The 14,080-nt window shown below is 39.6% G+C and carries 14 protein-coding genes and 2 pseudogenes; 11 read left to right on the top strand and 5 right to left on the bottom strand.

All coding sequences use genetic code 11. The features are described from left to right. Positions 1 to 29 precede the first annotated feature (29 nt). Positions 30 to 272, top strand: a complete 243-nt coding sequence (locus tag AB6M99_RS05145; RefSeq protein ID WP_369351176.1) for a hypothetical protein — start codon at positions 30 to 32, stop codon at positions 270 to 272. A gap of 73 nt (positions 273 to 345) precedes the next feature. On the opposite strand, the gene citC is transcribed toward AB6M99_RS05145, so the two are convergent. Further along, positions 346 to 1,392 carry a [citrate (pro-3S)-lyase] ligase gene (gene citC / locus AB6M99_RS05140; RefSeq protein ID WP_369351267.1) on the bottom strand — a complete coding sequence of 349 codons (1,047 nt, stop codon included), beginning with the start codon at positions 1,390 to 1,392 and terminating at the stop codon, positions 346 to 348. A 143-nt stretch (positions 1,393 to 1,535) separates the two neighbouring features. Between citC and AB6M99_RS05135 the strand changes: the two genes are divergently transcribed. Then, complete coding sequence (locus AB6M99_RS05135) at positions 1,536 to 2,594, top strand: AbrB family transcriptional regulator (RefSeq protein ID WP_121834511.1); 1,059 nt, start codon at positions 1,536 to 1,538, stop codon at positions 2,592 to 2,594. Positions 2,595 to 2,674: 80 nt separating this feature from the next. On the opposite strand, the gene AB6M99_RS05130 is transcribed toward AB6M99_RS05135, so the two are convergent. The 4 genes and pseudogenes from AB6M99_RS05130 to AB6M99_RS05115 all read right to left on the bottom strand — a co-directional run bounded on the left by AB6M99_RS05130 (position 2,675) and on the right by AB6M99_RS05115 (position 6,838). Continuing rightward, entirely contained in the window at positions 2,675 to 3,112 is a 438-nt protein-coding gene (locus tag AB6M99_RS05130) for a transcriptional regulator (protein WP_369351175.1), read from the bottom strand. A gap of 860 nt (positions 3,113 to 3,972) precedes the next feature. Beyond that, on the bottom strand, positions 3,973 to 4,857 hold the full coding sequence (gene citG, locus AB6M99_RS05125) for a triphosphoribosyl-dephospho-CoA synthase CitG (RefSeq protein ID WP_121834509.1): 885 nt from the start codon (positions 4,855 to 4,857) through the stop codon (positions 3,973 to 3,975). Continuing rightward, positions 4,850 to 5,549 (bottom strand): annotated as a pseudogene (locus AB6M99_RS05120) (GntR family transcriptional regulator). Before AB6M99_RS05120 ends, citG begins: the two are co-directional and overlap by 8 nt. A gap of 146 nt (positions 5,550 to 5,695) precedes the next feature. Further along, positions 5,696 to 6,838: pseudogene (locus AB6M99_RS05115) on the bottom strand (citrate transporter). Between the two features lie 438 nt (positions 6,839 to 7,276). On the opposite strand from AB6M99_RS05115, the gene AB6M99_RS05110 reads away from it, so the two are divergent. The 9 genes from AB6M99_RS05110 to AB6M99_RS05070 all read left to right on the top strand — a co-directional run bounded on the left by AB6M99_RS05110 (position 7,277) and on the right by AB6M99_RS05070 (position 14,055). Further along, the gene (locus AB6M99_RS05110) at positions 7,277 to 7,600 is read left to right on the top strand and encodes a hypothetical protein (protein ID WP_121834506.1); all 324 of its coding nucleotides are present in this window, start codon (positions 7,277 to 7,279) and stop codon (positions 7,598 to 7,600) included. Positions 7,601 to 7,614: 14 nt separating this feature from the next. Continuing rightward, on the top strand, positions 7,615 to 7,980 hold the full coding sequence (locus tag AB6M99_RS05105) for an acetyl-CoA carboxylase biotin carboxyl carrier protein subunit (protein WP_121834505.1): 366 nt from the start codon (positions 7,615 to 7,617) through the stop codon (positions 7,978 to 7,980). Between the two features lie 42 nt (positions 7,981 to 8,022). Continuing rightward, on the top strand, positions 8,023 to 9,150 hold the full coding sequence (locus AB6M99_RS05100; RefSeq protein ID WP_369351174.1) for a sodium ion-translocating decarboxylase subunit beta: 1,128 nt from the start codon (positions 8,023 to 8,025) through the stop codon (positions 9,148 to 9,150). Between the two features lie 18 nt (positions 9,151 to 9,168). Next, entirely contained in the window at positions 9,169 to 9,303 is a 135-nt protein-coding gene (locus AB6M99_RS05095; protein WP_369351173.1) for an OadG-related small transporter subunit, read from the top strand. 77 nt (positions 9,304 to 9,380) lie between these two features. Next, positions 9,381 to 9,686, top strand: coding sequence for a citrate lyase acyl carrier protein (gene citD, locus AB6M99_RS05090; protein WP_369351172.1), 306 nt, complete (start codon positions 9,381 to 9,383; stop codon positions 9,684 to 9,686). Next, positions 9,674 to 10,561: a citrate (pro-3S)-lyase subunit beta gene (citE, locus tag AB6M99_RS05085; RefSeq protein ID WP_369351171.1), complete on the top strand. Its 888-nt coding sequence runs from the start codon at positions 9,674 to 9,676 to the stop codon at positions 10,559 to 10,561. The genes citD and citE overlap by 13 nt, the downstream gene beginning before the upstream one ends. 1 nt (position 10,562) lies before the next feature. Next, a complete protein-coding gene (citF, locus tag AB6M99_RS05080) occupies positions 10,563 to 12,098 on the top strand; it encodes a citrate lyase subunit alpha (protein ID WP_369351170.1) in 1,536 nt (511 codons plus the stop codon). After that, positions 12,091 to 12,624 carry a citrate lyase holo-[acyl-carrier protein] synthase gene (gene citX, locus AB6M99_RS05075; protein WP_369351169.1) on the top strand — a complete coding sequence of 178 codons (534 nt, stop codon included), beginning with the start codon at positions 12,091 to 12,093 and terminating at the stop codon, positions 12,622 to 12,624. The genes citF and citX overlap by 8 nt, the downstream gene beginning before the upstream one ends. A 39-nt stretch (positions 12,625 to 12,663) precedes the next feature. Continuing rightward, complete coding sequence (locus AB6M99_RS05070) at positions 12,664 to 14,055, top strand: oxaloacetate decarboxylase subunit alpha (RefSeq protein ID WP_369351168.1); 1,392 nt, start codon at positions 12,664 to 12,666, stop codon at positions 14,053 to 14,055. Positions 14,056 to 14,080 lie beyond the last annotated feature (25 nt).

Below are 14,080 nucleotides of genomic sequence, written 5' to 3'. Positions count from 1 at the left end.
GTAAGAAACAACCATTGAAGGGGAGAGTTATGATTACCTTTAAGACTTTCGGTGTAGATAAATTAGAAACTGTCAAAGGGCTTTACAAAGAGGCAAACTGGACGAGTTACCTTTCTGATGATGAGAAGTTAGCGCGTGCTTTTGAACATTCTCTATGGATGTTAGGGGCCTTTGATAATGGTCAATTAATCGGATTTGTTCGTTGTGTCGGAGATGGAGAACATATCTTATTGGTACAAGATCTTATTGTTGCTCATGAAGCCCTTAATTGACGGACATATGATTTCCTATTTTAGATAAGAAAAAAGACAGTAAGTCTAATTAGTCACTTACTGTCTTTTTGGTTTAATAATGGATAACATTCTCTTCTTGCTTAATCTTTTCAATAATTGGCTGTGCTTCTTGAGACTTAAAGTAGTCCAAACTGGTTTGCGGCAAGAGTTTTTCTAACAATTCCCAATTCCCATCTTTAATCGCCTGTCGTGTTGTCGAAGCAGAGATTGGCTGGTTCTCTGAAAATTCTTTACGCTTGACCACGACGCAGTCAATTCCTTGCTCTGGGAGTTTTTTAATCATGACTTGATTATAAAGATTAGTGACCAAGCTTGTCGGTTCTTCACCAACATAACGTCTCGTAATGCCTAATTCTTTAGCAATCTTTGTAAAAATTGCTAAATCCAGTCTTGCTTGACTTTCAATCACTGCCGTCTCATCCTTTTGGAAATAAGCAGGAAAGGTCGACTGACTAATGATATAGGCATCACTGTCATGATAAACGATATTATCCAGATGAGCTGTCCCTTTTTTAATCAAATCTTTCCTAATTTTAAAAGGGACTAAACTGGCATCCTCACTTACCATAAATAGATGAACTAAGTCATTTTCTGCGCATGCTTTTTCAACGAGATACTGATGACCTAGGGTAAACGGATTGGCATTCATGACGATAGCAGCAACCTTAGCTGGATTTTTTTGCGAGCGTTCCAACCGCTTGAGATAGTCTTGAAATCCAGTTTTTTTATTTTCCATAAAGCTGATAAGCCTATCAATACGTGCAATTTCATTAAAACCTAAATCAGCAAAAAATCTAGCTGTGCAGGTCTTAGTGTAGAGAAAAAGATGCGTATTTCCTTGCTCAAATTGATAATCAACCAAATGGCTGATAAGGAGATTCATCAAGCCCTCACCCTGATAATCTTTTGAAACCGCAAGGCAACGTAGCGTATTGCCAAAAGTAGAACCCGTAGCAATCACTCGGTCGCCGTCATAAATAGCACACGTATAGTCAAGATGCGCATCGCGACGGATCCCTTCTTCATGAAGTAGAGTGTCAATTTTTAGGTGCGCTTTTTTATCAAATGGGAAAATTTTTGAAACGGTGTACTCAGACATAACTCACCTTTCTCCTTTTTAAACTATTATATCAATTTTCGAGCGTTTCTCATGTCTTTTCGCTGGTTTTTAGGCTAAAAAGCTCCGCTATTTATCTTGAAAGTGTGCTATAATAACATTGACTTTTAACCAAGGAGAGAAACATGCAGGCGCTTCTGATAACTGTTTTAGTAGGAACTTTGGGCGGCTTTGTGGCTAAAAAATTGAAGTTCCCTGCTCCATTTATGATTGGGAGCATGATTGCTGTAGCCATCGTTTCAATCGCCACAGGTAGTATGGAAACGACCAAGGCTATGAAAATTTTTGCTCAGATTGTGAGCGGTGCCTATATTGGTCAAAATATCAAAAAAGAAGATTTGTCTAACCTCCCTAAATTGGGTAAAGTCATTGCTATTTTGATGGGGATTTTCACTATTAACATGGTCATCATGGGGATTATTTTTATGACTTTCTTCGACATGACCCCAGTCACTGCCTTTTTAAGTTGCTTACCTGGTGGTATCATGGATGTATCTCTAATGGCAGTCGATATGGGAGCCCAGTCTGATATTGTTGCAACGATACAAACCGCTCGACTGATGGGAATTTTACTTATTTTACCCCTTTGGATTTCTTTTTGGGTCAAACGCTTCGCAGGCATTCCCAAAACCTCTGAAACACCTAAAAGTAGCCTCAAAAAAGCCAGCCTTAAATTACCTGCTAAGCAGCAATGGATGAACAATCTGTTCATTTTAGCAGTAGCGACCATCGGTGGTTTTATTGGCTTATGGCTAGACATCCCTGTTGGTGCCTTGATTTTTGCACTCATTTTTTCTTCCACTCTGAAAATAAAGTTCAATACCGTTCAGTTAACAAGTGGCATACGTTACACCGCACAAATTTTTGCAGGCTCTATTATCGGAACCAGCTTTACTCAAGACAGTTTGAGACAAATGTTGCACCTGATTGTACCTGTCATCCTTTTGTTAGCCAGCTATTTACTCATCAATGTCGCATTCGGATTCTGGATGGCGCGTACTGGTATCCTCGATTTACAGTCAGCCCTATTTGCCTCATCACCAGCAGGAGCAACAGATTTAACCTTGATGGCAGGAGACCTAGGTGGTGACATGCCTAAGATCGCAGGCATTCAAATTAGTCGCATTCTCTACACAGTCGTTATCATGCCACTTTTAGTAAAAGCTCTGCTGACATTCTTTTAAGATAGCCAAAACTCCAGAGGTTCAATCTGGAGTTTTCAGTCTTTTAAGAATAATTTTTAGATAAAAAGTATTTTAAAGTTTTACTTTAATAAATCATTCATATATTTTTCAATTTGAAGAGACATCAATTTATTACCATAGATTTTAGATAAATCACGCGCTTCTGAGTAATACTCCATTACTTTATCGCTATCTAAAAATTCTTTACTACCATTGCCAACTATAATTAACAGAGGAGCTAATTGGTAACTCGTCTGATACTCTTTACAGACTTCAATGGTTTCCATTGCAATTTGTATAGCTTCTAATGCCTTGTCTTTGGCAAGTAAATGATGAGCGTAATTATACCTTGTTCTGATATAGCCAAAAAGAAATTCTTGAGAGTCAAAGCCTTTCTCGCTATATAGTTCAATGAGTCTTTGATAGTTTCTTTCATAGTCTTCATCTCGACCAACTAGGGAATAAAAGTTAGCTAGAGTATTAAGAATTTTTAGATAAACAGAATGTTTTTCACTCACTAAGGATATTGTTTTTTCCAGTAAAGAGATAGCCTTATCCTTTTCATCATGGGAATAGAATAAAATGATCGCATGAATCCAAGTAAGATAAGACTCTTCATCAAGCGATAAAAATGATTGTTTTTCCTTTTATATTTTACTCTTTCAAACAAAATTGACATTCTCTAAAAACTATAATATAAAAAAATATATAATGAAATACATAAAATTGTTGATGCTTTCATTTTTATATGATATTATTTCCATATAAAAAGAACAGAAAGAAAAGAGGTTATTTTGAGAGAGCAACCAATAACAATTCTGGTCTTGATGTTGGGAAAGCCGATTAATTGATTGGAATTCTATGAATGAAATCGTTTAGTATTCATGAGGAGCAATGATAGTAGCATTTGGTGCACTAGGTGCGACAGTTATGCTCGGATTTGAAAATAGATACTATGCTTTAGTTACAGGTAAGGGATAATATGTTAAAAATAATAAGTATAGCCCAATGTTTTATAATAATCATGTTTTGTGTTTCTATGCTTCTTTTGAGAAAAAACTTTGATTCCTTAGATGCTATTTTGATTGTTATAATGATATCTCAACTTTATTTATTACTATTTATGATAATGAAGAGCTAAAAAATAAAATGATAACCTCAATTCTACTATTTATCATTTTTGATTTATAGTAGAATGAAATAAAATTAGGACGCCAACGAATCAGGAACATGTAATATCATAATATTTTCTGACTTATGTTGTATCAAACAACTATAGTTAAACAAAGTAAAATGAACGATTATTAAAGATCTTAGGAGTCTGAATATTTAATCTTAAAAATCCCTCCAGAATGCTACTCTGGAGGGATTTTTTTATTCAAAGAATGCCTTCTAACATAGCAAAATAAAAAGTTAAAGCTAATAAATCAGCTGTTCCACCGGGACTTAAATTACGCGAAATCAAAATATCATTGTATATACTTAGTTGGTGTACTAATTCAGATTTTGTCAGATAGGCTCCGTACATTTTTTGACACTCTACTTTGACTTGCCGCCAAGCTTCAATCCCCCCACGATGGATGATGTTGCCATCTTCCACAAAGGTCATGAGATAAAGAAGCAGTTGGAGTTGCGCTAATTCCTTATCACTTCGTTCTAGTTTTTTTCGGAAAAATGGCAGAGCTTTTTCAGTTAGCGTTGGAAAGCCCTCACTTGCTTCGCCGCGTGGTCCCTTGATACCGTAATCGAGATACAGTTTTTCACCGTAGGTTAATTCTTTTTTCTCGCTCAAATGGCTTAAATCCGTTTCAATGAGATGGCAACAAAGAGACGAACTGATTTGACAAATCACTTTAGTGTCATCTTCGGAAAAACGTTTTGGATTTTTTAAGAGTTTAAGATGTTTTTTCAAATAAGCACCTGTTGCTCCGAGGAGAACTGCTAGAGAAAAATTGACTCCTTTGTGGGTGTTAATCCCACCTGTTGCTTCAAACATCGCCTGCTCTGCCTTTATCCCTAAATCCCGTAAAGCATTAAAGAGGGCAAGTGGTGGCTCATCAGCCATTTGATAGCCTAAGCTGATATATTTTTCAAAGAACGGCGCCAAAGCCATCGTGCTATCAATAAAGGTTGAAAAGGTCATATCCCTATGAGCCCCATCATCAAATCGGTCAACGAGACCAGGTTTAGGACTTAGAGAAACCTCGTATAAGAGGGCCTTGGTGGCTAAGTTGCTAAAATACTGAAATGGTGTATCAGGCATGAGAAATAGCTTCCATTTCCTTGAGAATAAAATCTAATGAACGATTGAGATGCTCATGGGTAATCAATGTTACTTGCTCAATGTCTTGATTTTTCATGCCACGATAGATAATCCAGTGTTCTTCTAAAGCCTTGGTGCGACGTTCTAGGGAAGAAATCGAAATTTCACGGAAATAAACCAAGTAAGTCTGCAATTCTGTCACGATTTCACGTAGGCGTAGCATTCTGGCTTTTCTCATAAATAAGATTATTGAATTGATTAAAGTTAGCTAAGATTTTGTCAATATTTTTGTCATCGGAAATCATGCCTTCACACTCCGTCAAAACAGCTCTCATTTCTTCAAAGTCAGCTTCAGTCATTTTATACATGGCTTTTGTTGTCGCAAGAGTATCCAGTGCTTTTCGAATGTCAAAAATTTCAACGGCATCTTTGGCGCTGATCCCTTTAGCAACAATCCCTTTTTTAGGAGTGTGTTCGACTAATTTTTCCTCAATTAACAAGCTGATGGCATGACGAATCGGAGTACGACTAATATTGAGTTCTGTTGAAAATTCTTTTTCATTTATACGGCTTCCTGCTGGAATTTGACTTAAAATAATGGTCTTTCTAAGCGCCTCATAGAAGGCCTGTTTAAGGGGAATATTTTTTGAAAGATCAAGGTTAGCCTTAACCGCTTCAATGATTGGATTCATAATTCACATTTTCCTTTCAAGTATCACTAATATTATACCTAATTTTGATAGAAGTTGTTAGCATTTTTTAACGAAACCACAACAAACCTCTCAGCATTTTTTCTGAGAGGTCACTTCATATTTTTTATTATTCAAGTTTATTAGTCTTACTGTGGTATATACAATGGCATGTGTCCAGTTGCAATGATTGTTACAACAAAGATGATAAAGATTACAGCAGCATACTTAGCTGATTCTTTTTGCCATTCACCCATATCAAGTCCTGTCAAGCGAAGGAGAAGGTAAATGAAGGCTACAAGTGGGCTGAGCAAGTGGAACGCTTGTCCCATAAGTGATGCAAGAGCCATAGCTTCAGGTGTGAAACCGTAAGAAGCACCAGCTTCTGCCATAACAGGAAGGATACCATAGTAGAAACCATCATTTGAGATGAAGAAGGTACCTGGTGCAGAAACAAGAGCAATAATAAGTCCCCAGAAACCAGCCAATTGTTTAGGAATGATTGTTGCAAAGCTGTTAGCAAGAGCAGTCGCCATACCTGATCCTTGGAAAAGACCCATAAAGATACCAGCCGCAAATACCAAGATAACAACTTGAACAGCATCACCAGCATTATCACCGATACGTTTAGATTGGTCTTTAAGAACAGGGTAGTTAACCATAAGAGCGATAACTGTACCAACCGCAAAGAGAAGAAGTGGTGCAAGTTCAATGGTTTCGATAAATGAACCAGCAACTAACCAACCGATAAGGACGATGGTCAAAATAGCATTGAAGACGAAATTCTTAGGACGACGAATGGCAAGAGTGTCAGGATCAGTAATATCAGTTAATTCTTTCAATTCTGCTTCTGTAAATTCCACAACACCGAGACGAGCACGTTCTTTACGTCCCATGCTAGGAGCTACCCAAAGGGTTACATAGAGGAGTGATAGGATCATACCAGGAGCAAGGTAACCAAGAATTTCAGCACCTACACCAAGAACTGACATAGCGCGCGCTATTGAGAAGTAAAGGATGGCAAAAAGCAACATGATACCAGTTTTTGCAGTTGTATTTACCCCCTAGAGTACCATGTCACCAATGGCAGTTAAACCATTGACACTTCCTTCTTCACCAACGAAGCTAACAAATTTAGCATCAGAAGCCAAGTCTGCGGAACCTGTAATAATAAGCACAGCTGCAAATACAAGCGGTACTAATACAAGTGACGTAAATGGCGACATTTTCTTCGTCATCACGACATACATGAAGACGATAATCATAGCATAAGCCAAAACAGTCAATAACATATGTTATTCTCCCCTTTAGTTAATTTTGTAAATTCAATATGGTCTATTGAACTTGAATAAAATATGAAGGTGTGCTAGACCTTATGACATAAGTATAATTGAAAGCGTTTGAAATATAAAGATGTTTTTTCATAAAAGACACAAAAAAAACACAGCTATGAGCATTATGTTTGACAAGCAGAAGAAATATTTTCATTTTCTACTATATAACCTCTTGTTCTATTATGTAATAGTCTTATTTGTAGAAACCATTTTCAAAATTAAAAATAGGGACTAAAGGACTTTAATAACCGTGATGAAAGCGTTGCAAAAAAACACAAAAAAATCAACTACTAACAGTCAGCTTATTATATAATAGTCTTAGAAACGTTGAGACGGTAACACAATAAAAAAACGGTTACTTACTTTCTATATTTATACAACAGAGAGGAGGAAATTATGGGATTCTTTCAACGTTTATTTGGAAAATCTCGTGAGCCAGAAGTAAGACAGACTGCTGAACCAGTACCTAATGAGCTTGATGGCTGGGAACCTGTTCCAGGCTTCATACCAGCTGATAAAGAAGATTATGAATTGGTCAGTGTCATTGCAACAGCCATCGCGGCTGGTGACTATCCAGATAGTCAATTTAAGGTAACGAGAATCATGCAACGCAATCCAGAAGCATTAACAGTGTCTCTGATTGCATCAAGTATCGCTGCAGGCGATTATCCTGACAGCCAACTGACTGTCAAATCAATTTATACTAAAACTAATGTCTAAAGGAGACTTAACACATGTTACGTAAATTTAAAATCTCTATTGATGGTAAAGAATACCTCGTTGAAATGGAAGAAATCGGTGGTGTTCCAGCACCTGCCCCAGCACCAACTCCAGTAGTTGAAGAAACACCAGCCCCTGCCCCAGCAGCACCATCTTCAGCAGCAGGAGCAGATGCGCTTTCTGCACCAATGCCTGGTACGATCTTGCGTATTCTCGTTAATGTTGGCGATACTGTTACTGAAAACCAACCATTGATGATTCTTGAAGCCATGAAAATGGAAAATGAGATTGTTGCAGCTTCTGCAGGTACTGTTACTGGTATCCATGTCACACCAGGCCAAGTCGTAAACCCTGGTGACGGCTTGATTACAATTGGCTAAGACCAATACTATTACTATCATATTATAGAAGGAAGTGACTTTGTGGACATTTTAATTCAAGGAATAACATCCATTACCCTCCCTCAAGTCATCATGATGCTTATTGGAGCTCTCTTGATGTATCTAGGGATAAAAAAAGAGTATGAACCAACCCTACTTGTTCCGATGGGACTTGGAACGATCTTAGTAAACTTCCCAAATTCAGGCGTTTTAGACCAGACCGTTAACGGTATTCAGCAAGCTGGGGTATTTGAAGAATTGTTTGAATTTGGTATCGGGACAGAATTGTTCCCATTGCTTATTTTCATTGGTATCGGAGCAATGATTGACTTTGGACCGCTCCTACAAAACCCATTTATGATGCTCTTTGGTGCAGCAGCACAATTCGGTATCTTCTTTGTAGTCGTTGTTGCAGTCCTTGCAGGATTTGATATTAAAGAAGCAGCCTCTATTGGTATCATTGGTGCCGCAGATGGACCAACCTCAATCTTCGTTGCCAACCAATTAGCGCCGAACTTACTTGGTCCTATTACGGTAGCTGCTTACTCATACATGGCCTTAGTTCCAATTATCCAACCTTTTGCGATTAAATTGGTTACAACTAAAAAAGAACGTCGCATCCGCATGACTTACAAGTCTGAAAATGTGTCTCAGTTGACTAAGATTCTCTTCCCAATTGTGATTACATTGGTAGCAGGATTTATCTCACCAATCTCATTGCCACTTGTTGGTTTCTTGATGTTTGGTAACCTTCTTCGTGAGTGTGGGGTACTTGACCGCTTATCTCAAACGGCACAAAATGAATTGGTTAATATCGTTTCCATCTTGCTTGGTTTGACCATTTCTGTGAAAATGCAGGCTGATCAATTCTTGAATGTTCAAACACTATTGATTATCCTCTTTGGTCTTTTAGCTTTCATCATGGACTCAATTGGTGGGGTTATGTTCGCTAAAATTCTTAACCTTTTCCGCAAAGAAGGCAACAAAATCAATCCTATGATTGGTGCTGCTGGTATCTCAGCCTTTCCAATGTCAAGTCGTGTTATCCAAAAAATGGCAACAGATGAAGACCCTCAAAACTTCATCTTGATGTACTCAGTTGGTGCTAACGTATCTGGACAAATCGCCTCTGTTATTGCAGGTGGCTTGCTCCTTGCATTCTTTAGCTAGTTTAGAAGGGAGAACACAATGACAATCAATATGGATCACTTAATGCAAGCCTTTGAACTAATGGTTCTTGGTATGGCTGGTGTCTTTCTCGTTTTGGGAATCTTGTATGCGTCAGCAGAAGCTCTGCTTAAAATTTTCCCAGTTAAAAAATAATGATAATAACAAATCCGCGACCCTGTGAGATTTTTCTCACTCGCGCCGCCTTTATTCTAAACAATAAGAGGTGACTTATGGAATTAAAAACAACTGCTGTTGCAGGATCACTTGAATCAAGTGATATCATGATAACAGTTCATCCAGGAAATCAAGGGATTACGATTGACCTTGACAGTAGCGTTGAAAAACAATTCGGAAAGCAAATCCGTAAAGTAATCACAGCAACTTTAGAAAATCTCGGTGTCAACAATGTTGATGTAACTGCTGTTGATAAAGGAGCCTTGGATTGTACCATTCAAGCTCGTACCATTGCAGCCGTTCACCGTGCTGCTGGGGTTGAACGCATGAACTGGAAGGAGATTGACGCATGGAACGTTTAAGAAGAACTATGATGTTTGTCCCAGGTGCCAATGCTGGCATGCTTCGTGATGCTCCTTTATATGGAGCTGATGCGGTCATGTTTGACCTTGAGGACTCTGTCTCACTAAAAGAAAAAGATACATCACGAGCTCTTGTCCACTTTGCTTTGAAAACCTTTGATTACAGCAATATTGAGACTGTGGTTCGTATCAATGGCTTAGACACTTGTGGTGCCTTAGACATTGAAGCAGTTGTTACTGCTGGGGTTGATGTTGTCCGTCTTCCAAAAACAGAAACTGCTCAAGACATTGTTGATGTCGAAAAAGAAATTGAACGTGTCGAACGCGAATACGGTATCCCAGTTGGACGTACACGCATGATGGCCGCTATCGAATCAGCAGAAGGGGTGCTTAATGCTCGTGAGATTGCCAAAGCCTCTGATCGTCTAATCGGTATCGCTCTTGGGGCAGAGGACTACGTGACTAACATGAAAACTCGTCGTTACCCTGATGGTCAAGAACTTTTCTTTGCTCGTAGCATGATTCTTCACGCCGCTCGTGCAGCTGGTATCGCAGCGATTGATACGGTTTACTCTGACGTTAATAATCCAGAAGGCTTCCAAAATGAAGTTCGTCACATCAAACAACTTGGTTTTGACGGTAAATCTGTTATTAACCCTCGCCAAATTCCATTGGTCAACGAAATCTACACGCCAACTGAAAAAGAAATCGACCACGCCAAACAAGTTATCTGGGCTATTCGTGAAGCTGAAAGCAAGGGTTCTGGTGTTATCTCCTTGAATGGTAAGATGGTTGATAAACCAATCGTGGAACGTGCTGAGCGTGTTATCATGCTTGCCAAAGCAGCAGGAGTATTGACTGAGGAGGATATTTAAGATGGTTACAAATAAATTAGGTCGTGACATTCCTCAAGCATACGCTGATCAATATGGTGTATTTGAGGGTGAACTGGCTCATATCAAAGATTACAACGAATCAACTCGCCGTATTAAGCCAGTAAAACCGCGTGATGAAAAATTACTTGGGTCTATTCGTGAAGCGATTGAAAAAACGGGTCTTAAAGATGGTATGACAATCTCATTCCACCACCATTTCCGTGAAGGTGACTACGTGATGAACATGGTCTTGGATGAAATTGCTAAGGCCGGTATTAAAAATCTTTCTATCGCACCAAGTTCAATCGCTAATGTCCATGAACCATTGATCGAACACATTAAAAATGGGGTAGTAACAAATATCACCTCATCTGGTCTCCGTGATAAAGTCGGTGCAGCCATTTCAGCTGGTATCATGGAAAATCCAGTTGTTATCCGTTCACACGGTGGTCGTGCACGCGCTATTGCAGCAGGAGATATTCACATTGACGTAGCCTTCCTTGGAGCCCCATCATCAGACGCTTACGGAAACGCTAATGGCGTAAAAGGTAAAGCAACCTGTGGCTCACTCGGTTATGCGATGGTTGATGCTAAATACGCTGACCAAGTTGTTATCATTACTGATACTTTGGTACCATACCCTAACTCACCAATCAGTATTCCTCAAACAGATGTTGACTATGTGGTAGAAGTAGAGGCTATTGGTGATCCAAAAGGGATTGCAAAAGGGGCTACACGTTTCACTAAAAATCCAAAAGAACTTTTGATTGCTGAATATGCTGCTAAAGTGATTACAAATTCACCGTACTACAAAGAAGGTTTCTCTTTCCAAACAGGTACTGGTGGAGCGTCTCTTGCAGTGACACGTTTCATGCGTGAAGCCATGATTAAAGATGGTATCAAAGCTAGCTTTGCCTTAGGTGGTATTACCAATGCCATGGTTGAACTATTAGAAGAAGGCTTGGTTGAGAAAATCATTGACGTTCAAGACTTTGACCACCCATCTGCCCTCTCACTTGATCGTAATGTTGGGAAACACCTTGAAATTGATGCCAATATGTACGCTTCACCTCTCAGCAAAGGCTCTGCTATTAACATGTTGGACACTTGTATCTTGTCTGCACTTGAAGTGGATACCAACTTCAATGTTAATGTTATGACAGGTTCTGACGGTGTTATCCGTGGGGCATCAGGTGGTCACTGTGACACGGCTTTCGCCGCTAAAATGAGCATGGTCATCTCACCACTTATCCGTGGTCGCATTCCTACATTTGTTGAAGAGGTAAACACTGTCATCACACCGGGTACCTCTGTTGATGTGGTTGTAACAGAAGTCGGTATTGCTATCAATCCAAATCGTCCTGATTTGATTGAGCACTTTAAAGACCTCAAGGTACCTCAATTTACCATCAAAGAATTGCAAGAAAAAGCTTACGCTATCGTTGGCAATCCTGACCCAATTCAATACGGTGACAAAGTTGTTGCCCTTATTGAATACCGTGACGGTAGCTTGATTGATGTTGTTCGCAATGTCTAATTCGATTTTTAATGGTCCAGCTATCACTTTAACAGACATGATGGCTGCGCGTGAAGGAAGGAGTTTTCGTCAGCGTTCTCTCTTAGAACGTCATCCTGGCGAAAGCCTTCTGTCCGCGACAATGAATATTCCTGGTCCAGTCAAAACATCGACTGTATTAAACAAAGCTTTTGATGATATGATTGCAACGATTGAGCAAGAACTCGCTTCTCATGTCATTTTCGCTAGAAAGTTAGAAGCACCTACCGGTTGGGAATATTACCTTGTTTCAAATCTTTCCCCTTTAGACTTAAAACAACACGTTATGGCTCTTGAAGAAACGAGTCCTGTTGGACGACTTTTTGATTTGGATGTGATTGAACTGAGTAATGGTCACATTCATCCAATGAGTCGCTCTGATATAGGACTCCCTCCAAGAACTTGCTATGTCTGCTCTGCTATTGCCAAAGAATGCAGCAGAAGTCGTAAACATAGTATCGAAGAGATGCAAGAAGCCATTAGCAATCTTCTGACGAATCATCTGTGAGACTGATTGCCATAAAATGAATAAATTTAGGAGAAATCCATGACAAAAATCCGTATTACCGAAACGGTTTTGCGTGACGGGCAACAAAGTCAGATTGCAACCCGCATGACGACGGAAGAAATGCTCCCAGTCCTTAAACAATTGGATGAAGCGGGTTACCACGCTCTGGAAATGTGGGGAGGAGCGACATTTGACTCTTGTCTCCGTTTCCTCAACGAAGACCCTTGGGAACGTCTCCGTACCATCCGCAAAGCTGTTAAAAACACGAAACTACAAATGCTTCTTCGTGGGCAAAACCTTCTTGGCTATCGCAACTACGCTGATGATGTTGTGACGAGTTTCATTCAGAAATCCGTTGAAAACGGGATTGATATCGTCCGCATCTTTGACGCTCTGAACGATCCACGTAATCTCCAAACAGCTGTTAAAGCAACAAAAGAAGCCGGAGGGCACGCACAAGTTGCCATTTCTTACACGACAAGTCCTGTTCATACCGTTGATTACTTTGTCGATTTGACGAAGCGCTATGCTGAAATTGGTGCTGATTCCATCTGTATCAAGGATATGGCTGGGGTTCTCACGCCACAAACGGGTTATGATCTCGTTAAACGTATCAAAGAAGCTGTTGATTTGCCTCTTGAAGTTCATACCCATGCAACCTCTGGTATTTCTGAAATGACTTATCTTAAAGTGGCAGAAGCAGGAGCAGACATTATTGATACTGCTGTATCATCCTTTGCAGGTGGAACTAGCCAGCCAGCGACCGAGTCAATGGTAATTGCACTTGAGGAACTTGGTTTTGACACAGGTGTTGACCTCAAAAAGGTTGAAGAAATCGCAGAGCATTTCAATAAAGTGCGTGACCACTATCGTGCCGAAGGCATTCTCAATCCAAAAGTCAAAGATACTGAGCCAAAAACATTGATTTATCAAGTACCTGGTGGTATGCTATCAAACCTTCTCAGCCAATTAACTGAACAAGGCCTTGCTGATAAATACGAAGAAGTGCTAGCAGAGGTTCCACGTGTCCGTGCCGACCTTGGTTACCCACCGCTAGTAACACCATTGTCACAAATGGTAGGGACACAATCTCTAATGAATGTCATCTCAGGCGAACGTTACAAAGTTGTTCCAAATGAAATCAAGGACTATGTCCGTGGCCTCTATGGACAATCGCCTGCGCCACTTGCAGAAGGCATTAAAGAAAAAATCATTGGAGACGAAGAAGTGATTACTGTTCGTCCTGCTGATTTGATTGAGCCTCAAATGCCAATTTTACGCGAAGAAATTGCAGAGTATGCTCGCAGCGAAGAAGATGTGCTAAGCTACGCTTCCTTCCCTAAACAGGCCCGTGATTTCCTAGGACGTCGTGAAGATCCATTCTATGATGTCCCTGTTCAGACAGTATCTGTATCTATTGATATCGACTAATTGCCAAAAAAACTAAAAGCTTACC

It is taken from the genome of Streptococcus hillyeri (genome assembly GCF_041081565.1).
In the GTDB taxonomy this organism is placed as follows: Bacteria; Bacillota; Bacilli; order Lactobacillales; family Streptococcaceae; genus Streptococcus; species Streptococcus hillyeri.
The sequence above is the reverse complement of the archived record's forward strand: the minus strand, read 5'-3'. Positions and strand labels throughout refer to the sequence as shown.